The 22,849-nt window shown below is 65.2% G+C and carries 20 protein-coding genes and 1 pseudogene; 5 read left to right on the top strand and 16 right to left on the bottom strand.

From position 1 onward, the window contains the following. Positions 1-3 precede the first annotated feature (3 nt). The 7 genes from BJ6T_RS29085 to BJ6T_RS29115 all read right to left on the bottom strand — a co-directional run bounded on the left by BJ6T_RS29085 (position 4) and on the right by BJ6T_RS29115 (position 8,672). Positions 4-1,185, bottom strand: coding sequence for an aminotransferase (locus BJ6T_RS29085; protein WP_038932055.1), 1,182 nt, complete (start codon positions 1,183-1,185; stop codon positions 4-6). A gap of 7 nt (positions 1,186-1,192) precedes the next feature. Next, positions 1,193-1,519, bottom strand: a complete 327-nt coding sequence (locus BJ6T_RS29090) for a rhodanese-like domain-containing protein (RefSeq protein WP_028169813.1) — start codon at positions 1,517-1,519, stop codon at positions 1,193-1,195. Between the two features lie 303 nt (positions 1,520-1,822). Next, complete coding sequence (locus BJ6T_RS29095; protein ID WP_014496124.1) at positions 1,823-3,751, bottom strand: potassium transporter Kup; 1,929 nt, start codon at positions 3,749-3,751, stop codon at positions 1,823-1,825. 140 nt (positions 3,752-3,891) lie between these two features. Then, on the bottom strand, positions 3,892-5,790 hold the full coding sequence (locus BJ6T_RS29100) for a potassium transporter Kup (RefSeq protein WP_014496125.1): 1,899 nt from the start codon (positions 5,788-5,790) through the stop codon (positions 3,892-3,894). A 202-nt stretch (positions 5,791-5,992) separates the two neighbouring features. Continuing rightward, the gene (locus tag BJ6T_RS29105; RefSeq protein WP_014496126.1) at positions 5,993-6,823 is read right to left on the bottom strand and encodes an OmpA/MotB family protein; all 831 of its coding nucleotides are present in this window, start codon (positions 6,821-6,823) and stop codon (positions 5,993-5,995) included. 24 nt (positions 6,824-6,847) lie between these two features. Further along, positions 6,848-7,621 (bottom strand): motility protein A, encoded by a 774-nt coding sequence (locus tag BJ6T_RS29110; RefSeq protein ID WP_014496127.1) that lies wholly within the window; start codon positions 7,619-7,621, stop codon positions 6,848-6,850. 226 nt (positions 7,622-7,847) lie between these two features. Beyond that, on the bottom strand, positions 7,848-8,672 hold the full coding sequence (locus BJ6T_RS29115; RefSeq protein WP_014496128.1) for an SDR family NAD(P)-dependent oxidoreductase: 825 nt from the start codon (positions 8,670-8,672) through the stop codon (positions 7,848-7,850). A 100-nt stretch (positions 8,673-8,772) separates the two neighbouring features. Here BJ6T_RS29115 and BJ6T_RS29120 point away from each other — a divergent pair, with 100 nt between their 5' ends. Further along, positions 8,773-9,066: a hypothetical protein gene (locus BJ6T_RS29120; RefSeq protein ID WP_014496129.1), complete on the top strand. Its 294-nt coding sequence runs from the start codon at positions 8,773-8,775 to the stop codon at positions 9,064-9,066. 16 nt (positions 9,067-9,082) lie between these two features. On the opposite strand, the gene BJ6T_RS29125 is transcribed toward BJ6T_RS29120, so the two are convergent. From BJ6T_RS29125 to BJ6T_RS29140, 4 genes and pseudogenes are all read right to left on the bottom strand, one after another. Continuing rightward, positions 9,083-9,802 (bottom strand): RraA family protein, encoded by a 720-nt coding sequence (locus BJ6T_RS29125; RefSeq protein ID WP_014496130.1) that lies wholly within the window; start codon positions 9,800-9,802, stop codon positions 9,083-9,085. A 121-nt stretch (positions 9,803-9,923) separates the two neighbouring features. Beyond that, positions 9,924-10,805, bottom strand: a complete 882-nt coding sequence (locus BJ6T_RS29130; protein WP_014496131.1) for a CDP-alcohol phosphatidyltransferase family protein — start codon at positions 10,803-10,805, stop codon at positions 9,924-9,926. A gap of 80 nt (positions 10,806-10,885) precedes the next feature. Next, a pseudogene (locus BJ6T_RS29135) lies at positions 10,886-11,596 on the bottom strand (phosphatidylserine decarboxylase); the annotation flags it as partial. Positions 11,597-11,670: 74 nt separating this feature from the next. After that, entirely contained in the window at positions 11,671-13,629 is a 1,959-nt protein-coding gene (locus tag BJ6T_RS29140; RefSeq protein WP_014496133.1) for an ABCB family ABC transporter ATP-binding protein/permease, read from the bottom strand. A gap of 201 nt (positions 13,630-13,830) precedes the next feature. Between BJ6T_RS29140 and BJ6T_RS29145 the strand changes: the two genes are divergently transcribed. After that, complete coding sequence (locus BJ6T_RS29145) at positions 13,831-14,436, top strand: LOG family protein (RefSeq protein ID WP_014496134.1); 606 nt, start codon at positions 13,831-13,833, stop codon at positions 14,434-14,436. Between the two features lie 4 nt (positions 14,437-14,440). Here the strand turns inward: BJ6T_RS29145 and BJ6T_RS29150 are convergent, their stop codons facing one another. From BJ6T_RS29150 to cysS, 4 genes are all read right to left on the bottom strand, one after another. Then, positions 14,441-14,818 carry a VOC family protein gene (locus BJ6T_RS29150; RefSeq protein ID WP_014496135.1) on the bottom strand — a complete coding sequence of 126 codons (378 nt, stop codon included), beginning with the start codon at positions 14,816-14,818 and terminating at the stop codon, positions 14,441-14,443. Positions 14,819-14,961: 143 nt separating this feature from the next. Then, positions 14,962-16,560, bottom strand: a complete 1,599-nt coding sequence (cimA, locus tag BJ6T_RS29155; RefSeq protein WP_014496136.1) for a citramalate synthase — start codon at positions 16,558-16,560, stop codon at positions 14,962-14,964. Beyond that, entirely contained in the window at positions 16,557-17,048 is a 492-nt protein-coding gene (locus tag BJ6T_RS29160) for a GNAT family N-acetyltransferase (RefSeq protein WP_014496137.1), read from the bottom strand. Before BJ6T_RS29160 ends, cimA begins: the two co-directional genes overlap by 4 nt. Before the next feature lie 115 nt (positions 17,049-17,163). Next, entirely contained in the window at positions 17,164-18,546 is a 1,383-nt protein-coding gene (cysS, locus tag BJ6T_RS29165) for a cysteine--tRNA ligase (RefSeq protein ID WP_014496138.1), read from the bottom strand. Between the two features lie 289 nt (positions 18,547-18,835). On the opposite strand from cysS, the gene BJ6T_RS29170 reads away from it, so the two are divergent. Both BJ6T_RS29170 and BJ6T_RS29175 read left to right on the top strand, forming a co-directional pair. Then, on the top strand, positions 18,836-19,141 hold the full coding sequence (locus BJ6T_RS29170; RefSeq protein ID WP_014496139.1) for a hypothetical protein: 306 nt from the start codon (positions 18,836-18,838) through the stop codon (positions 19,139-19,141). Between the two features lie 130 nt (positions 19,142-19,271). Next, a complete protein-coding gene (locus BJ6T_RS29175; RefSeq protein ID WP_028169814.1) occupies positions 19,272-20,474 on the top strand; it encodes a DUF2865 domain-containing protein in 1,203 nt (400 codons plus the stop codon). Between the two features lie 49 nt (positions 20,475-20,523). On the opposite strand, the gene BJ6T_RS29180 is transcribed toward BJ6T_RS29175, so the two are convergent. Then, on the bottom strand, positions 20,524-21,432 hold the full coding sequence (locus BJ6T_RS29180; RefSeq protein WP_014496141.1) for a DUF2189 domain-containing protein: 909 nt from the start codon (positions 21,430-21,432) through the stop codon (positions 20,524-20,526). 531 nt (positions 21,433-21,963) lie between these two features. On the opposite strand from BJ6T_RS29180, the gene BJ6T_RS29185 reads away from it, so the two are divergent. After that, positions 21,964-22,797 carry a cytochrome c oxidase subunit II gene (locus BJ6T_RS29185; RefSeq protein ID WP_014496143.1) on the top strand — a complete coding sequence of 278 codons (834 nt, stop codon included), beginning with the start codon at positions 21,964-21,966 and terminating at the stop codon, positions 22,795-22,797. The last annotated feature ends 52 nt before the right edge of the window (positions 22,798-22,849 follow it).

Here is a 22,849-nt window from a genome sequence, read left to right on the forward strand (position 1 = left end):
TTCCTACCTCTTGCGTCCGCGCACCGCGTCCGACAACCGCTCCAGCGCGGTGTCGAGCGTCTCGTCCTTCTTGGCAAAGCAGAAGCGCACCACGGAGGTCACCGCGTCCTGCTCGTAGAAGGCCGACACCGGGATCGCCGCGACCTTGTAGTCCTTCACGATCCGCCAGCAGAACTCGGTATCGCTCTCGTTCAGCCCGAGCGGCGACAGGTCGACGGTGAGGAAGTAGGTGCCCTGCGACTTCAGCACGGGGAAGCCGAGGCTCTCCAGCCCCCTGGTCAGGCGGTCCCTGCTCCGGGTCAGGTCCTTGCGCATCGACAGGAAGTAGTCGTCGGACTTGCCGAGCCCATAGGCGACGGCGGCCTGGAGGTTCGGTGCGGTGGTGAAGGTCAGGAACTGGTGCACCTTGGCGGCCACCCGCAGCAGCGGCGGCGCGGCGCAGACGAAGCCGATCTTCCAGCCGGTCAGCGAGAAGATCTTGCCGGCCGAGCCGACCTTGATGGTGCGATCGCGCATGCCGGGGATGGTGATCAGCGGGATATGCTTGTGCTCGTCGAAGGTGACGTGCTCCCAGACCTCGTCGCAGATCGCGATGACGTCGAACTCCTGGCAATAGCGGGCGAGCAGCTCGAGGTCCTCGCGCGGATAGACCACCGCGGACGGATTCAGGGGATTGTTGAAGAGCACCGCCTTGGTCTTTGAATTGAAGACGCTTTTCAGCATGTCCTCATTCAGCCGCCAGTGCGGCGGCTCGAGGCGGACGAGCCGCGGAATGCCGCCGGCCTGGCGGATGATCGGCAAGTAGGAATCATAGACCGGCTGGAAGCAGACCACTTCGTCGCCGGGCTGGACCACCGCGAGGATCGCCGAGGTCAGCGCCTCGGTGCCGCCGGAGGTCACCATCACCTCGCTCATCGGATCGAGCTTGAGGCCGTGCCAGTGACCGTAATGGGTCGCGATCGCCTGGCGCAGCTCCGGCAGGCCCATCATCGAGGGGTACTGGTTGTAGCCGTTCAGCGAGGCATCGGCCGCGGCGCGGCGGATGTCCTCAGGCCCGGGATCGTCGGGAAAGCCCTGGCCGAGATTGATGGCGTTGTTGTCGCGCGCGGCCTGCGACATCGCCTCGAAGATGGTGACGGGAAGGTCGGCAAAGACCTTGTTCAGCGAGGAGCTCTTGGTCGTCATCGCGAGGTCAGCCACCGACCTTGCTGGGAAGACCCGCCGCCTTCCAACCGAGCATGCCGCCGGCCAGATGCTTGTCATAAGGCAGACCCGCCGCCTGCGCCGCGAGCGAGGCCGTCACCGAGCGCTTTCCGGAGCGACAGGCGAACACGACCTCCTTGCCTTGCGGATCGGGGATCGCCTTGGGATCGAAGGTCGAGAGCGGCACGACAACGCCGTAAGGATAGGCCTCGGCGTCGACCTCGTTCAGCTCGCGCACGTCGACGAGCAGATAGCGCCCTTCCGCGACACCCTTGGAGACCTCGTCCGGGGTCAGATCCTGTACCTGGTTTGCCACACCATCCTCCAACGTCCGGGCCTGCGCCGGGGCGATCCCGGCGGGCGGCAACCTCGCCTCTCGGCAGGCGAAAATCAAGCGCTACAAAGGCTTGAGCTGCATGCCGCAAGTTAAAGCCAAATCGCAGCGACTTGAAGTGCGGCTTTCAGGATGCCTGAAACTCCTGCTTCGCACCTCGCGCCGCATCCGGTGTCATTCCCCGCGAAAGCGGGGAATCCAGTACGCCGCGGCTCCTCGGTTCTAGCCGCGCAGTCTCTGGAATACTGGGTCGCCCGGTCAAGCCGGGCGACGACGACGGTGGGGCTAGATCGTCACCTGGGTACCGACCTCGACGACGCGGCCGGAGGGGATCTGGAAATAGTCGGTGGCGTCGTTGGCGGAGCGGCTGAGCGAGATGAACAGCCGGTCCTGCCAGCGCGGCATGCCGGAATGGGCCGCGGGCTTGAGCGCCCGGCGCGACAGGAAGAACGAGGTCGACATGATGTCGAACTGCCAGCCGAGCTTGCGGGCGATCGCCAGCGCCTTCGGCACATTGGGCGATTCCATGAAGCCGAACTTCAGCGTCACCTTGGAGAAGGTCGGTGAGATCTGCTCCAGCCTCACCCGTTCGGCCGGATCGATCCGCGGGGTCTGCGCGGTCTCGATGGTGAGAATGACGTTCTTCTCGTGGAGCACTTTGTAGTGCTTCAGACTATGCATCAGCGCGGTCGGGGCGCTGAGCGGGTCCGAGGTCAGGAACACCGCGGTGCCGGGCACGCGCTGCGGCGGCCGCTTCTCCAGCATCGCCACAAGGTCGGCGAGCGGGAATTCGAGCTTGCGCGACTTCTCGAACAGCAGCCGGCTGCCGCGCCGCCACGTGTACATCAGGATGATCATGAGAGCGCCGAGCGCCAGCGGCACCCAGCCGCCCTCGAACACCTTGAGCAGGTTGGCGGTCAGGAAGGTCAGGTCGAGGCACAGGAACGGGGCGATCAGCGCGGCGGCGGCGAGCGGCTTCCACCGCCAGCCCTTCCAGATCACCACAAAGCCCATCATCGCCGTGACCACCATCGTGCCGGTGACGGAGATGCCGTAGGCCGAGGCCAACGCGCTGGAGGAACGGAACAGGAGTACGAGCAGCACCACCGCGACCAGCAGAAGCTGGTTGATGCGCGGGATGAAGATCTGGCCCGAATGGGCTTCAGAGGTATGGCGAATTTCGAAGCGCGGCAGCAACCCGAGTTGAATCGCCTGGCGCGTCAGCGAATAGGCACCGGTGATGACGGCCTGGCTCGCGATCACCGTGGCGGCGGTGGCGAGAACGACCATGCAGCCGCGGAAAAAGCCTTGTGGGAACAGCTGGAAGAACGGGCTCACGATGGCGCCGGGATCGCCGAGGACGAGAGCGCCCTGCCCCAGATAGTTCAGCGCCAGCGACGGCAGCACGATAAACAGCCAGGCGGTCTGGATCGGCCGCTTGCCGAAATGGCCGAGATCGGCATAGAGCGCTTCGGCACCGGTGACCGCCAGGAACACGGCGCCCAGCGTCACGAAACCGATGATGCCGTGGTGGAACATGAAGGACACGGCGTAGAGCGGGTTCAGCGCGAACAGAACCTGCGGCTGCTCGATGATCGGGTGGATGGCCGCGGCCGCGATCACCGCGAACCAGACGCACATCACGGGACCGAAGAACGCGGCGACGCGGGCGGTGCCGCGCGACTGCACGGCGAACAGGCCGACCAGGATGATCACGGTCAACGGAACGATGTAGGGCTCGAAGTGCAGGGTGATGTCCTTCATGCCTTCGATGGCCGACAGCACCGAAAGCGCCGGCGTGATCACGGCGTCGCCGTAGAACAGGGCGCCGGAAATGATGCCGAGCAGAACAATGGTCGCCCCGCCGGTGCCGACCGCGCGCTGGGCCAGCGCCATCAGCGCCAGCGTGCCGCCCTCGCCATTATTGTCGGCACGGAGCAGGATCACGACGTATTTGAGCGTCACCACGACGATGAGCGCCCACAGGATCAGCGAGAGCACGCCGAGCACGGCCGCCGGCGTCGGCACCCCCTCCGCGCCCGAGGCCGCCATCACCGCCTCGCGGAACGCGTAGAGCGGGCTGGTGCCGATATCGCCGTAGACGACGCCGATGCTGCCGAGCGTCAGCGCACCGAAACGGGCGGTGGTGTGGGCTTCGCCATGCCCATTGGCCGCCGCCGTTTCCGGGGCGGAAATCGCTACGTCACTTGTCATGGGAGAGCCCAGTGGCCTCTAGAATGCTTCACTGCACAACGGCGGAAGAGCGCGCGGCTTATAGTCCTGCGCTGCCGGCATAGCCTAGCCCGATTTTGGGCCTTTGCCATGCGAAATTTGCATGGGTTGGCCAATTGCGTTCAGATGGTAACTTGCGTGCCGACTTCAACCACCCGCCCGGTCGGAATCTGGAAATAGTCGGTGGCGTCGTTGGCGGACCGGCTCAGCGCGATGAAGATGTGATCCTGCCACAGCGGCATGCCCGACTGGGCCGAGGCCTTGAGCGACCTTCGCGACACGAAGAACGAGGTCGACATGATGTCGAACTGCCAGCCCTGCTTGCGGGCGATCGCCAGCGCCTTCGGGACGTTCGGCTGCTCCATGTAGCCGAAGCGCAGCCTGACCTTGGAGAACTTGTCGCTGATCTTCTCCATGCGGAACCGCTCGGACAGGTCGACCCGCGGCGTGTGCGCGGTCTCGATGGTCAGGACCACGTTGTGCTCGTGCAGCACCTTGTTGTGCTTGAGATTGTGCAGCAGCGCGGTCGGCACGAAGGCGGGATCGCTGGTCAGGAACACCGCGGTGCCCTTGACGATGTGCGGCGGTCGCTTTTCGAGGCTGCGGATCAGGTCGTCGAGCGGCACCTCGATCCGGCGCGTCTTCTGGAGCAGGATGCCGGTCCCCTTGCGCCAGGTCCAGATCGTTCCCGCCATGGCGACGCCGAACAGCAGCGGCACCCAGGCGCCCTCGAGCAGCTTGAGCAGATTGGCGCTGAAGAAGCTGATGTCGACGACGACGAAGGGCACGATCACTGCCGCAGCCGTCGCGGCGCGCCAGTTCCACAATTTCCAGATCACGACGAAACCCATGACGCCGTCGGCGACCATGGTGGTGGAGACCGCGATGCCGTAGGCCGAAGCCAGATTGCTGGGGGTGTGGAACAACAGCACCAGCAGCATCACGCCGATCAGCAGCAGCCGGTTCACACGCGGCAGATAGATCTGGCCGGCATGGGTCTCGGAGGTGTAGCGCACCTCGAAGCGCGGCAGGAGACCAAGCTGCACCGCCTGATAGACCAGCGAATAGGCGCCGGTGATCACGGCCTGGCTCGCGATCACGGTCGCCGCGGTCGCAAGTCCAACCAGCGGCAGCACCAGGCTCTCGGGCACCATGCGATAGAACGAATGCTCGATCGCGCTGGGATCGGACAGCACCAGCGCGCCCTGCCCGAAATAGTTGATCAGGAGCGCGGGCAGCACGAAGAACATCCAGGCCGACTGGATCGGCTTGCGGCCGAAATGGCCGAGATCGGCGTAGAGCGCCTCGCCGCCCGTCACTGCAAGGAACACGGCGCCGAGCGTCACCAGGCCGATCGTGCCGTGCGACAGCAGGAATTGCAGTGCGTAATAGGGATTGATTGCCGCCAGCACCGACGGATCGTCGGCGATGTGCACGGCGCCGATCAGCGCAAGAACGGCGAACCAGACCACCATCACCGGCCCGAAGGCCGAGGCCACCAGCGCCGTCCCCTTGCTCTGGACTGCGAACAGCAACACCAGGATGATGACGGTGAGCGGTACGACATAGTGCTCGAAGGCGGGGGTCACGAGCTTCAGACCCTCGACCGCCGACAGCACCGAGATGGCCGGCGTGATCATGGAATCGCCGATGAACATGGAGGCGCCGACCACGCCGAGCGCGAGCAGGAACCAGCTTCGCCGCCCGAGCGCGCGCTGGCCGAGCGCCATCAGCGAGAGCGTGCCACCCTCCCCGTTATTGTCGGCGCGCAGCAGCAGCAGGACGTATTTGGCGGTGACGACGATAAAGAGCGCCCAAAGAATCAGCGAAAGCACGCCGAGCACCATGACCCGCGAGACCGGCTCGCCATGGGCCGCGGCCTTGACCGCCTCGTGGAACGCGTACAGCGGCGAGGTGCCGATATCGCCGAAGACAACACCGATGCTTCCGAGCGTCAGGCCCCAGAAACCCGAGGTGACCGGCCCGTCCTGAGCGTCGGTCGATGTGATGCTCGCCGTCATGTGAGATGAGAAACGCTTCTTCCCGAGAATTGATCCGGCGCCTTTTGACCGTTCCGGCGCGCCTGTCAATCGGCACACCACCATAGCAGCCGCCGGGGCGGTTGCTGTGACGGCGCGGCAACGATCGTCGCCAGCGCGACGACATGCCTCAGGTAAGATGGTAGCGCAAGTGCCTAGAGCCTTCCGCTCCGCGGGAAGCGCTCTACGGCTTCAAATTCGGCGGCAGCGGCGGATCCTCGCGCATCAGCGTGATCGTCACCCGCCGGTTGGCCGCAAGCGAGGGATCGTCCGGAAACAGCGGCTGGGTGTCCGCCTTGCCGGCGACGGCGAAGATGTGGGACGGCGGCAGGCCCTCGCGTTCGAGGATCTGACGCACGGCATTGGCGCGATCGGCCGACAGGTCGAAGGCGCCATAGTCGCTGCGGGTCGGCACGAATCCGGCCGCGGTGTGGCCGGCGATCGAGACACGGAGCGGCGTTGCCTTCAGCGGGATCGCGAGCTTCTCGATCAGGCGGCGGGTGCGGTCATACGGCACCTTGGAGCCGTCGGCGAACATCGAGCGGCCATCCTGGTCGACGATCTCCAGGTTGAGGCCCTGCTTGGTCTCCTCGAACATGATGTGCTTGGACATCTCGGTCAGTTCCGGCATGTCCTGAAGCGCCTGTCGCAGCGAGGCGGCGGCGAGCGCGAAATTGCGGTCGACCTTGATCTTCGCGCCCGACGTGCGGTCGCGGTCCTCCTGATCCGGCGTCGGCGTGTTGGAGGCGTCCTCGGGCTGGATGTGGTCGACGTTCTTCAGCCGCGGGCGGGTCGGCAGGCCGTCGGACTCGACGATACCGGCGTAGCGCGCCTCGCTCTGCACGCCGAAGGCGTCGCGCATGGAGCCGGCGACGATCTTCAGCTTGTTGGCGTCCTGCGTCGAGAACGCGACGAGCATCACGAAGAAGCTCATCATCAGGCCCATCAGGTCGGCGAAGGTCACGAACCAGCCGTGACCGCCACCGTGAGCATCGCCGCGCTTCTTCTTGGCCATCTCTCGAGATCCCGTGCGGCGGCTTTACGCCGGCACCGGCTCGCCCTCGGCATGACGATGCTTCTCCGGCAAATAGGCCAGCAGCATTTCGCGCACGAGCGTCGGGCTCTTGGAGTCGCGGATCATCAGGATGCCGTCGATGATCAGTGTGCGGTTGGTTTCCTCGTCGAGCAGCTTGCCGTGCAGCTTGTCGGCGATCGGCAGACAGAACAGGTTCGCGACCAGCGCACCGTACAGGGTTGCGAGCAGCGCGGTCGCCATGAACGGGCCGAGCTTGGAGGGATCGGTCATGTTGGCGAACATCTGCACCATGCCGATCAGGGTGCCGATCATGCCGAAGGCCGGGGCGCAGTCGCCGATGGCGCGGTAGATCTTGCTGCCTTCGTCGAGATGCATGAGGAAGTTGTCGCGGTCGCGCTCGAGATTGTCGCGGATGAAGTCGAGGTCGTAGCCGTCGGCGACGTAGCGGATGCCCTTGGCCAGGAACGGCTCGTCGGTCTCGACCTTTTCGAGGCCAACTGGGCCCTGCTTGCGGGCGATCTCGGCGATGCGGGCAAGCTCGTCGACGAGGTCATGGGCCGACAGGCGGCTCATGGTGAAAGCGAACTTGGCGCCGAGCGGAAGGCCGTGCAGGAGCGCGCTGAGCGGAAAGCGGATCATGGTGGCCGAGATCGAGCCGCCGAAGATGATGATCATGGCATGTTCGGAGATGAACATGTGGAGGTCGCCGCCCATGAAGATCATCGCCGTAATGACGATGATGCCCGCAATGAGCCCGACGCTCGTCATGATATCCATGGGACACTCCAACGCGAACGCAACAACGGCCGTCCTGGCCGCTGGCGCGGCCCAACCCCGAACCGCATCGGAAACCCTAGAGCGCCGCCCTTAAAGCCGCGTAAAGGTTAAGTTGAGCCGGGGTGCCAGACCGGCGCAGCGCGCTGACAGGACGCCGGCTTTACCCGCGACCGGCCGGAATCTCAACACTTCGCTAACCATGATTGCGGCGCGCCAGGACGGCAGCTCAGGACGAAAGCCCGGTCAACTCGAGGCTGAGTGCGCGCAGGCGCCTGCGCGCGCCGGCATCGTAGGCCTGCGGATTGGCGCGCGTCTCGTTCATGCCGTTGAAGAACAGTCCGCTCTTGCCGGCGACATCGTCGCCTTCGACGAGGTGCAGGATCGCCGCACCGCCCTGCTCCACCGTCGAGATCGGCGTGATGCCGCCGGCACGCACCATCGTGGTGTTCATGTAGGTCGCCGGATGCAGCGCGTTGACGGTGATGCCCATGCGCTTCAATTCCTCCGCGAAATCGATGGTGAACATGATCTGTGCGAGCTTGCTCTGCGCGTAGGCGCGCGAGCCGCTGTAGCCGTTGCTGATCATGACGTCGTCGAAATCGATCGGATGCTGACCGAGGGAGGCAACATTGACGACGCGCGAAGGTGCCGCGGACCTCAACAGCGGCAGCAGCAAGTGCGCAAGCAGGAAGCCCGAGAGGTAATTCACGGCAAAGCGCAGTTCATGGCCGTCCGGACTCTCCTGCCGTTGCGGTCCGTCGTTCTGCGAGCCGATGCCGGCGTTGCTGACGAACACATCGAGACGCCGGTGATCGCGGATAACGGCTGCGGCGAGCCCTCGCGCGCCTGACATCGACGACAAGTCGGCCTGGTAGAATGTCGGCGCAGCGTGGCCAGCCCGGACGATCTGGTCGATCAGCGCCTTCGCGCGCACGGCATCGCGGCCGTGGATCAGGACCCTCGCACCTGCTTCGGCCAGCCGGCGTGCGACGTAGCGGCCGACGCCGTCCGTCGAACCGGTGATCAGGACGGTCTTGCCGATCATCTTCATTGTGCGTCCTCCGACTGCGGCCCTGCGCCACATCCGCGATGAGAGATCATGGAGTATTCTATCGCCGGGCGGCCTGCTCCATCGCAGGAGCCGTTTTGCCATGTTGACGCTGTTCGGTCTTCTCACCGCGCTGCCCGCGGTACTGGCGCTCCACCTGCTCGAGCCAGGGCTCGTCCTGCCGGCGTTCAGCGTCTTGCTGTTTGTCGAGGCGGGCTTTGCCGTGATCGCAGCGCGCTTGATTCACGCCCCTGATAATGCCGACAACGTCACCCTCTGGGATCTCGCCGGGGGCTTCACCCTGATCGGATGCGCCGCCGCAGTCTTCGGCGAGCCGGATCAGGCCGCCCTGTTTCTGACGGAACAGGGCGGCCCGCGGCCGGCGTCACGGCCGTAGATCGTTCGGTCGCCCGTTAGTGAATCTCCGCCGAGCGCTTCAGCGCGGCCTTCAGCTTCTCCAGCGAGAAGTCGGGGCTGCGCGCGATCTCCAGGATGGGCGTCTCACGGCGGCCGCAGAGCTCGGCGGCCTCGGGCAGCTTTGCGGCGATGTCGAGCGGGATCACGATGGCGCCGTGCTGGTCGGCATGGATCAGATCGTCGGACTTCACGGTCATGCCGGCGACGCGCACCTCGCCGCCGAAGCTTTCCGCATGCACCCAGGCATGCGACGGGCCGATCGAGCCGGCCAGCGCCTGGAAGCCCGGAGCCCATTGCGGGATGTCGCGGATCGAGCCGTCGGTGATGACGCCGAGGCACCCGAGCGCCTTGTGCACGTTGCTCTGCACCTCGCCCCAGAACGCGCCGTAGCCGACGTCGGGACCGTCGATGTCCTGGATCACCGAGATGCGCGGACCGTGGCCGGTGCCGACATATTCGTAATATTCGATGCGGCGCTTGGACTGCTCTTCGGCCGACAGCGAGGACTTCAGCACCGAGCGGATCGCAACCGTGCGGGCATAGCCGACGATCGGCGGCAGGTCGGGAAACGGACAGACCAGTTGCTTGGTGGTGTAGCCGATCAACCGGCGCTCCGGCGCCACGATCTCCATGGCATTGCAGATCGTCGGGGTGTCGTAGCGGCCCAGCGCTTCGAGGACGGCAGCGGGCAGCGGCCCGGTCGCGGTATCAGTCACGGCGTTCTCTCCCAGATTGGCGGCCGCTGTTGGCGCGGTGCCGCCGGCACAGGGCGATATAGCCGAGATCGGGCTTCAACCCAACTCGGCCGCCTTCATGGCAGATATCCGCGAAAACCGCTCAGTGCAGCCGCCCCGGCCGGTCGTCGTCGTGCGGCGGCTCCGACAAATTGGCCAGCGTCGGCGCCGAAGGCGGCGACGGGACCTCGCCTCCCGACGGCCCGGTGGCCGCCATCGCGCGCGCCTGGTCGCGGTAGGATTTGTAGCCGAGCGGCAAGCCGAGCAGATACAGCACCGTGCCGATCGACAGCACGTGCCAGGGATAGGCGATCAGGATAGCAATGAAGACGATCACCGCGACGAACGCCGGCAGCACCAGCTCGGGCGGCACGCGCATGCGCTTGGTCTTGCCGGAGAATACCGGCAGACGCGACACCATCAGGAAGGCGATCAGCAGCGTATAGGCCGCCGTCACCGCCGCGGGCAGCCGGCCGAGATCGAGAAACGCGACGTAGATCGGCAGCAGCACCGTGATCGCGCCGGCCGGCGCCGGCACACCGGTGAAGAAATTGGCGGCGAACGCCGGCTTGTTCGGATCGTCCATGGTGGCGTTGAAGCGCGCGAGCCTCAACCCCCCGGAGATCGCGAACACCATGGCGGCGATCCAGCCGGCATTGCCGAGCTCGTGCAGCTGCCAGAAGTACAGCATCAGGCCGGGAGCCACGCCGAAATTGACGAAGTCGGCGAGGCTGTCGAGCTCGGCGCCGAACTTGGACTGCCCCTTGATCATGCGTGCGACGCGACCATCGATGCCGTCGAGCGCGGCCGCGAACACGATGGCGTAGACTGCGAGCGTCATCCGCCCCTCGATCGACAGCCGGATCGAGGTCAGGCCGGCGCAGATCGCCAGCAGCGTGATGACGTTGGGCACCAGCATCCGCACCGGGATCGGGCGGAACCGCCGGCGGCGCACGTCAGGATCTTTGAAATCGTAGGGGGTCATGGCTTACCTCGAGGCGAGATATAGCAAGCCGCGTCCCCCTCCGCCATTGCGGCGGAAGGCCCTGATGCACCGACCAATGGTTAATTGGCGCGGTAGGCGCGGCTTGGGTCGTCCCCGGCAAGATCGGCCAAAATCGTCTCTCCGGCGATCGCGGTCTGGCCTTCCGACACCAGCGCCTTGGTACCCAGCGGCAGGTAGACGTCGAGGCGCGAGCCGAAGCGGATCAGGCCAAACCGCTCGCCCGCCCCGATCGCCTGCCCTTCCCTGACGAAGCAGACGATGCGCTTGGCGACGAGCCCTGCGATCTGGATCACGCCGATCTTGGCCGTCGGCGTCGTGATCACGAGCGAGTTGCGCTCATTGTCCTCGCTCGCCTTGTCGAGCTCGGCGTTGATGAACAGGCCCGGCCGGTAGGCGATGCGGTCCACCCTGCCCGCGATCGGGCTGCGGTTCACGTGGCAGTTGAACACGCTCATGAACACCGAGATGCGCGGCAGCGGCCGGTCGCCGAGCCCGAGCTCGGCCGGCGGCAGCGCCATGGTGATCATCGAGACACGGCCGTCGGCCGGCGACACCACGAGTCCCTCGCGCACCGGCGTCACGCGCACGGGGTCGCGGAAGAACAGCGCGCACCACACGGTCAGGATCGTGCCGATCCACCCGAGCGGCGACCACAGCCAGAACAGGATCAGGCTTGCCAGCGCAAAGCCGCCAATGAAGGGATAGCCCTCCTTGTGGATCGGCGGGATCTGACGCTGGATCGAATCGAGGATGGACATCGCTATCTGCCGCCTGGGAGTTGATGGCGCCGGGTCACCCCCGCGCGGTGGAGTTGTTTAGGCCAGAGTTGGGACCCGAGACAAGGTCACTCCGCGGCCGCTGACGTCGCGAGGGCGTCGTCGACCGGCGGCGGCTCCCGGTTGGGCGCCTCGCTGGAATCCGCCATCTGGGCCAGTTTCTCGCGTGCCGCTTCGGCCTCGCGCTGCCTGTTCCACATGCTGGCATAGAGGCCGCCCTGCGCGAGCAGCTTGGCGTGGGTGCCCCGCTCGGCGATGCGGCCCTGGTCCAGCACGATGATCTCGTCGGCGCCGACAATGGTGGAAAGCCGGTGCGCGATCACCAGCGAGGTGCGGTTCTTCGACACGCGGTCGAGCGCGCCCTGGATCTCGTGCTCGGTGTGGGTGTCGAGCGCCGAGGTCGCCTCGTCCAGCACCAGGATCGGCGGCGCCTTGAGCACGGTGCGCGCGATGGCGACGCGCTGCTTCTCGCCGCCCGAGAGCTTCAGGCCGCGCTCGCCGACCTGGGTCTCGTACCCCATCGGCGCCATGCGGATGAAATGGTCGATCTGCGCCAGCCGCGCCGCTTCTTCGACCTCGGCATCATCGGCATCCCAGCGGCCGTAGCGGATGTTGTAGCGGATGGTATCGTTGAACAGCACCGTATCCTGCGGCACCATGCCGATCGAGGCGCGCAAGCTGGCCTGCGTGACCTCGCGGATGTCCTGGCCGTCGATCAGGATCTTGCCGCCGGACACGTCGTAGAGGCGGAACAACAGACGCGAAATCGTCGACTTGCCCGCCCCCGACGGGCCCACGATCGCGACCGTCTTGCCGGCCGGCACCTCGAAGCTGATGCCCTTGAGGATCGGCCGCGTCGGCTCATAGGCGAAGCGAACGTCCTCGAAACGCAGATTGCCGGCCGAGACCACCAGCGGCTGCGCATCGGGCATGTCCTTGATCTCGGCCTCGCGTCCGAGCACGTTGAACATCTTCTCGATGTCGATGATCGCCTGCTTGATCTCGCGATAGACCATGCCCATGAAATTGAGCGGCTGGTAGAGCTGGATCATCATGGCATTGACCAGCACGAAATCGCCGACCGTGTTGGTGCCGTTGCGCACGCCGATCGCGCACATCAGCATGGTCGCGGTCAGCCCGAGCGTGAAGATCACGGCCTGGCCGGTGTTGAGCACCGCGAGCGAGGTATAGGCCTGAACGCTCGACTCCTCGTAGCGCGCGACCGACTTGTCGTAACGCTGCGCCTCGCGCGTCTCCGCGCTGAAATATTTCACGGTCTCGTAGTTGAGCAGCGAGTCGATCGCCTTGGTGTTCGCCTCGGTGTCGGAATCGTTCATCTTGCGGCGGATGCCGATCCGCCACTCGGTCGCGATGTAGGTGTAGTACATGTAGACCGCGACCGTGATCAGCGTCGCGACCACGTAGCGCCAGTCGAACTGCCACAGCAGCACCGCCAGCAGCAGCGTGACCTCGACGATGGTCGGGATCAGCTGCAGGATCACCATGCGCACGATGACCTCGATGCCCTCGCGGCCGCGCTCGAGCACGCGCGTCAGGCCGCCGGTCTTGCGCTCGAGGTGAAAGCGCAGCGACAGCTCGTGCATGTGGACGAAGGTGATGGTGGCGAGCTTGCGCACTGCATGCATGGCGACACGGGCGAAGATGCCGTCGCGCCATTGCGTCAGCACCGCCATCAGGATGCGCGTCACGCCATAGCTTGCGGTCAGCAGCAATGGCGAGGCGATCACCCAGAGGTGCCAGTTGTCGGGCTGCACCGGCGCGGTGTTGGCACCGGTCAGCGCATCCGTCGCCCATTTGAAGCTGAACGGCACGGTCAGCGTGATCAGCTTGGCGGCGAGCAGCAGCACCATCGACCAGACCACCCGCATCTTCAGGTCGAAACGGTCGCCCGGCCAGATATAGGGCCACAGATGCGCCAGCGTGCCCATCAGCGTGGCCCGCTCCAGCGGTCCGCCTGCGGGAGGATCGGGAACGTCTGCGCCGTCGAACGATTGAGGTTGGTCCATCAAAAAGCCTGAAAGCCCGCCGGGTGCGGGCAGCGTTACGATTTGCGATTTTCGCCCGTCATATAAAGCCTTCCGGATGTCAGCGCACCCCGCCAGATGGCGAATCTTTGATTGTTTGTCGCCATTTACCGGTAGATTTCCGGGGGATCCGAATCACCGATTGGGCTTGACGCCCCTTCGCTGCAATGCATCATGGCACCAATGAGCACGATCAAAACTGTCTGTGTCTATTGCGGCTCCGGCCCAGGAACCAATCCCAGCTTCACCGAAGGCGCCAAGGCGTTCGGCAAGGCCCTCGCCGAGAGCAACATCCGCCTGGTCTACGGCGGCGGCTCGCTCGGCCTGATGGGCTCGGTCGCGACCTCCGTGCTCGATCACGGCGGCACCGTCACCGGCATCATTCCCGAATTCCTCCGCAAGCGCGAGAACGCGCTGACCCGCGTGCAGGAGATGATCGTCACCCCCGACATGCACGAGCGCAAGCGGCTGATGTTCGAGCGCTCCGACGCCTTCGTGGCACTGCCGGGCGGCGTCGGCACGCTCGAAGAGCTGGTGGAGCAGCTGACCTGGAAGCAGCTCGGCCGTCACGCCAAGCCGGTGCTGCTCGCCAACTTCGACAATTTCTGGGAGCCGCTGCTCTCGCTGCTGTCGCACATGCGCCAGACCGAGTTCATCCGCGCCGGCCTTTCGGTCGACATCCTCAAGGCCGATCGCGTCGAGGATATTCTGCCGAAGCTGAAGGCGGCAGCGGCACAGATCGCCGAATCTGAAACGCAGCTCGCCCCGGAAGTGGCGCGCAAGCTCTAGCGCCCTACTCCGCCGGAAACGTCACCGCCTCGATCCGGTTGCCATCGGGGTCGGTCACGAAAGCCGCGTAGTAGCGCACGCGGTCATGCGGACGGATGCCCGGCGCGCCGTCGGACGCACCGCCGGCGGGCAACGCCGCGGCATGAAACGCATCGACCTCGGCCGTCGTCTTCGCCCGCAGACAGATGTGCACACCGCTCTCCGGTGCCACGCGCGGCATTCCCTCACGCAGATTGATCCAGAACTCGGGATAGGCCTTGCCGAAGCCGATCGTCCGCGGCCGCACGACGAGGCGCGTGAGGCCGAGCGCGGCGAGCGTGGTCTCGTAGAATTTTGCGGAGCGTTCGAGGTTGCTCACTCCGACGGAGATGTGGTCGATCATTGGTCGCGCTCCCTCCCCTCGTCATTGCGAGCGAAGCGAAGCAATCCAGAGTCCCTCCGCGGAACGATTCTGGATTGCTTCGTCGCTTCGCTCCTCGCAATGACGGCGTTTGCGGCCGCGCCGTCCCTTACGTTGCCGTCCTCTTACGCCGGGGCCCCCGACTTCACCAGCTTGTAGATCACCGAGTCCATCAGCGCCTGGAACGAGGCGTCGATGATGTTCGGGGACACGCCGACCGTGGTCCAGCGGTCGCCGTTCTCGTCCTCGCTCTCGATCAGCACGCGCGTGACCGCGCCGGTGCCGCCGTTGAGGATACGGACGCGGTAGTCGATCAGCGTCAAGCCCTCGATGTACTTCTGGTACTTGCCGAGGTCCTTGCGCAGCGCGACGTCGAGCGCGTTGACGGGGCCGTTGCCTTCGGCGGCCGAGATCAAACGCTCGCCGGCGACGTCGACCTTGACCACTGCAAGCGCGACGGTGACGCGCTCGCCGTGCGAATTGTAGCGCTGCTCGACATTGACGTCGAACTGCTCGACCTCGAAATAATGCGGCACCTTGCCGAGCGTGCGCCGCGCCAAGAGATCGAACGAGGCGTTGGCGGATTCATAGGCGTAGCCGGCCGCCTCACGCTCTTTCAATTCTTCGACCAGCCGCGTCAGCTTGGGGTCGCTCTTCTCGTAGGCGATGCCAGCCCGGTCCAGCTCCGCGATGACGTTGGAGCGTCCGGCCTGGTCGGACACCAGCACCTTGCGGTGATTGCCCACCAACTCGGGCAGCACGTGCTCATACGTCTGCGGATCCTTCAGCACGGCGGAAGCATGAATGCCGGTCTTGGTGACGAAAGCACTCTCGCCGACATAGGCCGCATGCCGGTTCGGCACGCGGTTGAGCATGTCGTCGAGCGTGCGCGAAACCTTGACGAGAGTAGCGAGCTTTTCGGGCGTGACGCTGATCTCGAAGGCGTCGGAAAACTCCTTCTTGAGCTTCAGCGTCGGGATCAGCGAGCACAGATTGGCGTTGCCGCAGCGCTCGCCAAGGCCGTTCAAGGTGCCCTGGATCTGCCGCGCGCCGGCGCGCACCGCGGCGAGCGAATTGGCCACGGCCTGCTCGGTGTCGTTATGGGCATGGATGCCGACATGGTCGCCCGGGATGTGCTTCGTCACCTCGGTGACGATGGCTTCGATCTCGTTCGGCATGGTGCCGCCGTTGGTGTCGCACAGCACCACCCAGCGCGCGCCGGCCTCATAGGCGGCCTTGGCGCAGGCGAGCGCGAAGGTTGAATCCTCCTTGTAGCCGTCGAAGAAGTGCTCGCAGTCGAGCATGACCTCGCGGCCCGCGGCCTTCGCCGCCACGACGCTGTCGCGGATCGACGCCAGATTTTCTTCCCTCGTCGTCTCCAGCGCGACGCGCACCTGATAGGCTGATGACTTCGCCACGAAGCAGATCGCATCGGCCTTCGCTTCCAGGAGCCCGGCCACCCCGGGATCGTTGGAGACCGAGCGCCCTGCCCGGCGCGTCATGCCGAAGGCCGTGAAGCGCGCATGCTTGAGCTTGGGCTTGGTGCCGAAGAACTCGGTGTCGGTCGGATTGGCGCCGGGATAGCCGCCCTCGACATAGTCGATGCCGAGATCGTCGAGCATCGCCGCGATGACCTGCTTGTCGGTCAGGGTGAAATCGACGCCGTTGGTCTGCGCCCCGTCGCGCAGCGTGGTGTCGAACAGATAGAGACGCTCCTTGCTCATTGCGCGGCTCCGAGCGTCTTCTTCATCGTGGTGTTGGCGAGCCACTCGTCGTTGATGGTGATGCTGTTGCGCTGCACGGCGACGTAGCCGCGCTTGGCGAAGAAGTTTTGCGCGGTGTCGCTGGCATCGACCGACAGGCTGGTCGCGCCGCGGCCGCCGGCGAGCTTCTCCAGCGCGTCCACCAGCATGGTCCCGATGCCCTGACCGGTCACGGCGGGATGCACATAGAGCATGCGGATGTGATCGGCCCCGCGCAGCGAGGCGAAGCCGACGGCCGAGCCCTCCAGCGTCGCGACCAGCGTCAGGTCGGCCGCGAGCCGCTTGCCGAACTCCTCGGTTTCCGCCGCCTCCATCCAGGCCTGCTGCTGCGCCTCGTTGTAGTCTTCGCCGGTCAGCTCCTCGATGCTTGCCGCGAAGATCGCGGCGAGGACCGGCACGTCATCAGGCAGGAACGGCCGCAAGCCGGGTTTTGGCAAAGTCTGTCCCATCGTCTTCACCACATCCCATAGAGTTTCAGCGCCAGCGCCACGGCGGCCGCGAGCAGCAGGATCTTCAGCGCGATGTAATAGAGCCAGTGCCGCGGGAAAGGCGCGTCGGGCCGCTTCATCGCGCGACCTCCCAGGTCGTCCCGTCCTTGGAGTCCTTGATCGCAACGCCCATCGCGGCAAGCAGATCGCGAATGCGGTCGGATTCTTTGAAGTCCTTGCGGCTACGGGCGGCCGTCCGCTCCGAGATCAGGCGTTCGACTTCCCCGGCATCGACCCCGCTGGCCTGCTGCTTGCGCCCTTCCCACTGCGCGGCGCTTTCGGAGAGGAAGCCGAGCAGGCGCAACGAGCCCGCCAGCGCGCTCACGTCGCTGCCACGCAGGCCATGCAGCGCCGCGATCGCCAGCGGCGTGTTGAGGTCGTCGAGCAGCGGCTCGACCACGGACGCGGCCGGCTGGCCGGGCTTGGCATCGGCCGCGACCCGATACCAGTCGTCGAGCGTCCTGGCGCTCTCCTCGAGCGACTTCAGGGTCCAGTCGATCGGCGAGCGGTAATGCGTCTTCAGCATGTTCAGGCGCAGCACCTCCCCCGGCCAGTCCGCGAGCAGCTCGTGGATGGTGACGAAGTTGCCGAGCGACTTCGACATCTTCTCACTCTCGACCTGGAGGAAGCCGTTGTGCATCCAGTAGTTCGCCATGCGCTGCTGGTGGAAGGCGCAGCAGGTTTGCGCGACCTCGTTCTCGTGATGCGGAAACACGAGGTCGATACCGCCGCCGTGGATGTCGAAATACTCGCCGAGATGCTTCCAGGCCATGGCCGAGCACTCGATGTGCCAGCCCGGGCGTCCCTGCGCGGTGATCCCGGCCGGCGACGGCCATGACGGCTCGCCCGGCTTGGATGGCTTCCACAGCACGAAGTCGGTATTGCCCTTCTTGTAGGGCGCGACGTCGACGCGGGCGCCGGCGACCATCTCGTCCAGCGAGCGATTGGACAGCGCGCCATAGCGCGGCAGGCCGGAATTGGCCGCGTTCATCGCCTGCGGCGAGAACAGCACATGGTCCTCGGCAGCATAGGCAAAGCCGCCCTTGATGAGCCTTTCGATGATCTCGCGCATCTCGCCGATATGCTCGGTCGCGCGCGGCTCGACGCTCGGCCGAAGCGCCCCGAGCGCGTCGACGTCGGCGTGAAACTGCTTGCCGGTCTGCTCGGTGACCTTGCGGATCGCCTCGTTGAGCGGGAGCCCTGGAAAGTCGCGCGCGGCGCGGTCGTTGATCTTGTCGTCGACGTCGGTGATGTTGCGGACATAGGTCACGTGCGCCTCGCCATAGAGATGGCGCAGCAGCCGAAACAGCACGTCGAACACGATCACCGGCCGCGCATTGCCGATATGGGCGAAGTCGTAGACGGTCGGTCCGCAGACATACATGCGGACGTTCTTTGCATCGAGCGGCACGAAGGTGCGCTTGTCCCGGCTCAGCGTATCGTAAAGGCGCAATTCCATATGGATACCCGTCGGCTGTTGGCCGGGCGTCCAGTGCTCTCAATGCTTTTGAGAAAAGACGGCTCCAGCCAGCGAATCGCTAGCTCGTAATCTCGCGGCAAATGCCACAAATGGCGAGGAGACCGTACATGCGGCCACATATGGGCTATCAGGCGCCCCCGCGTCAAGAGAGCCGCGAAAACGCCGCTTTATCTCCGCAAAGCGCGGCCGCCCCGCCTTGATGGTTCATCATCCTTAACCTTTTGAGTTTACTTGGAACCCGGCGGTTCCCTAAAGCCCCGGTGCACCCATGCGATCCCTGCTCGCGCTCGTCTCTTGTGCCTCCATCATCGCGGCATCCAGCGCATTCGCCGAGACCCGCGTCTTCATCATCGCCAACCACGCGGACGGCTACGGTGTCGACCAGTGCCTCGCCAGGGGTGAGAAATGCGGCGCACAGGTCGCGCGCACCTATTGCCAGTCACGCGATTTTGCCCAGGCCTCGGCCTATCGCCGGGTCGATCCCGACGAAATTACCGGCTCTGTCCCCAAAACCGGCGCAAACTGCTCCCATGGCCACTGCGACGAATATGTCGCAATCACCTGCCAGCGCTGAATTCCCTCGGAGCTGGCGGACCTTAGGACCAGTTTTCGGCCCCTGAAACGACGTGACGATGCCGCAGGAAGCGGCTATTGGAGGGCGCGCGTCGGCCCCCAAAATCATGCTGGGCCGTGACCTCGCTAGAATGGCGGATATGCCTGAATTTTTGTCTCTCTCCCGTGCTCGCTCCATCCTTGCCTGCACCGTGCTTCTGAGCACGGTCGTGCTCGCCAACGGCGCTTTCGCGCAAGCCGGCCCGCCCGGCCCGCCGCCTCAGCCCGGCCAGAACGGGCTTGGACCAAATCCGATGTGCGTGCGGCTGGAAGGCCAGCTCGCCGCGCTCGATCGTGGCGGCGGCGGTGGCGACCCCGCGCGCGAAGACCAGATCCGCCGCTATCAGGATTCCCAAGCCAAGCAGCAGGCCGAGCTCGACCGGGTCACCATGCAGGCCAAGCGCATGGGCTGCGATTCCTCCGGCTTCTTCTCGCTGTTCAATGGCCAGTCGGCGCAATGCGGCCCGGTCAACACCCAGATCCAGCAGATGCGCGCCAATCTGGACCAGATCACCGGCAATCTCGAACGCCTGCGCGGCGGCGGTCCCGGCGGCTTCAGCCCGGAGCGGGACAACCAGCGCCGCTCGGTGCTGGCGGCGCTGGCGCAGAACAATTGCGGCCCGCAATATGCCAACGCCGCGCAATCGCAAGGCGGCGGCAACTTCCTGAACAATCTGTTCGGCGGCAACGCCCCCAACAACCCCAACAATCCGCAAGGCGTGCCGCCCGCCGATCTCGGGCCGCAATCCGGCACCTACCGCACCGTGTGCGTGCGCACCTGCGACGGCGCCTATTTCCCGGTTTCGTTTGCCACCGTGCCGGCCCGCTTCCCCGACGACGAGAAAACCTGCAAGGCGCTGTGCCCGGCCGCGGAAGCCGTGCTCTACACCCACCGCAATCCCGGCGAGGACATGAACTCCGCGGTCTCCATCAGCGGCCAGCCCTACACGGCGCTGCCGACCGCGTTCAAATTCCGCAGCGAGTTCAACCCGTCCTGCTCCTGCAAGGCCGCGGGCCAGACCTGGGCCGACGCGCTGAAATCCGCCGACGACAAGGCGGCGGCCGAGCAGCAGGGTGACATCATCGTCACCGAGGAGAGCGCCAAGAAGATGCAGCAACAGCGGCTCAACAAGGGCACGCCTGCCAATGCCAAGAAGGGCGCGGCCCCCGCGCCGACGACGGCCAGCGCACCGGCTGCGGCCGCGCCTGCGGAGACCGGCACCGCCGCCAATTCGTCGGAGAACAAGCCGATCCGCTCGGTCGGCCCGACGTTCCTGCCGCAGCAGCAGAAATAGGCCCTAACCCGTCATGCGAAGGCGGCCGCCAGGCGCGGCCGTTTCGCGGTTAATGCTCACCCTCGCGGCTCCACGGGAAGAGATTGGCCGGAAAGTCCGCTGCGTAGCGCTTTCCCTTCGGGGGCGGCGGCGGCTCGTCCGGTGGATTCGGATTCGGCTCGACCACCCGCCGATAGAGGTGCCAGGTGGCGTGACCGAGCACTGGCAGGACGACAGCGAGACCGACGAAGAACGGCAACGAGCCGATCACGAGCAGTGCCGCGACGATGACGCCCCATCCGGCCATCGCAACCGGATTCGCCGCCACCGCGCGGAGCGACGTGCGGATCGCGTCGATCGCGGTCGCATGCCGGTCGAGCATCAACGGAAACGATACGACGCTGACGCACAAGGCCACGACCGCAAACAGGAAGCCGACACCGCAGCCGACGATGATGAGCGACCAGCCTTCCGGCGTCGTCAGCACGCGCGTTGCGAAGTCGGGAATGCTTGCGGCCGCCGCGTGACCGAAGATCGTGACATAGATTGCGTTCGCGACACCGATCCAGGCCCCGAACAGGACCAGCAGGAGCACGCCGAGCTCGACCATGGCGCCGAACGACGGCGCGCGCAGCACCTTGATCGCATCCCATGCATCGACCTCCTCGCCGCGCTCGCGACGCCGGCTGAGTTCGTAGAGACCGATCGCGGCAAAGGGGCCGATCAAGGCAAAGCCGGCAGCCAGCGGAAACAGCAGCGGCAGCACCGAATAGCCGAGAACCATCCTGAACAGGACGAGACCGAGAACGGGATAAATCACGCACACGACGATCGCGTGGCTCGGCATCGCCTGGAAATCCTCCCAACCCAGGCGTAGGGCCTCGGTCAGGTCGGACAAGCTGATCTTGCGAATGGGGTAGGAGGCCGCTTCGCCGAACAGGTGCCGCTTTACGATGTTGTCGGAATAAAGAGTGGCCATGGACACACCCTCCTCTGCTGAAAGTCGCAGCGGCAAACGGCGCGCTCTCCGGCCGCGCGTATCCGCCCTTATGTGCGGGAGACGCGATCGAGCCGAGTACGGCAGTTCCAGGCTCAACGAGGAAGGAGCTTAGCCGGACGAAACCCGTCGCGACCTGCGCCCCGAGCTTAGCGCGCGCGATCTGGAATGACCAGCGCTCCCGGCTGGGTGAATTGTGCGTCGCATATTTTGTGCGATGCATCACATCGAGAATGCGACCGAGGCTCGCCAGCTCGCAGGGCAACATCGATCGCCCGCGCCGCGTAAGCCTGTTGACATGCTATTGACGCCGGGTTCGCGGGAGATCATTTTAAATGCCTGGACGCCCCCAGCGGTCGCGGTCTTCCTCTTGAATATCGCGACCGGTTGAATGGGCGAGGCAACAGGCCGGCGATGGCATAGATACCAGCCAAGAAAGGCCAGCCATCGCGACAGACATGAGCTCCGCCCTGGATTCGTATCCGTAGCCTTCGATGGCAAGGATGGATCAGGATGGTTGTCGCACTGATACTGCTTCTGGTCGCGATCGGCTCGGTGCTGTTTCACCTCTACAGCCCGTGGTGGTGGACGCCGATCGCCACGAACTGGGCCTATATCGACCACACCATCAACATCACGTTCTGGATCACGGGCTTCGTTTTCGTCGCGGTCATCGCCTTCATGGCCTATTGCGTCTTCCGCTTCCACCACAAGGAGGGAAGACGGGCCGACTACAATCCGGAAAACAAAAGGCTTGAATGGTGGCTGAGCGTCGGGACCGGCGTCGGCGTCGCGGCCATGCTGGCGCCTGGCCTCGTGGTCTGGCACCAGTTCGTGACGGTGCCTGCGGATGCCACCGAGGTCGAGGTCATGGGCCAGCAATGGCAATGGAGCTTCCGCCTTCCGGGCAAGGATGGGCGGCTGGGCACATCCGATGTCCGCAACATCGCTTCCGACAATCCGATGGGACTCAATCGTGACGACCCGCACGCCCAGGACGACGTCGTGATCGAGAACGGCGACCTGCACCTTCAGATGGGCAAGCCGGTCAAGGTTCTCCTCCGCTCGGTTGATGTCCTGCACGATTTCTACGTGCCCGAATTCCGCGCCAAGATGGACATGGTCCCTGGCATGGTGACCTATTTCTGGATAACGCCGATCCGAACCGGAACGTTCGATGTTCTATGTGCGGAGCTCTGTGGCGCTGCTCATTATCAGATGCGGGCCAAGGTCATCGTCGACGAAGAGCGTGAATATCACGCCTGGCTGGAGCAACAAAAGACGTTTGCCGAATTGTCGCCGGCAAGAGCTGTCGTGAGGGCGACGTACCAATCCGGTGGCAGGTAGCAGGCTGCCGCCGCGAAGATGGATCGGGTGCACGAGGCCAACGCCTCACCCC

It is taken from the genome of Bradyrhizobium japonicum USDA 6, from assembly GCF_000284375.1.
Lineage (GTDB): Bacteria > Pseudomonadota > Alphaproteobacteria > Rhizobiales > Xanthobacteraceae > Bradyrhizobium > Bradyrhizobium japonicum.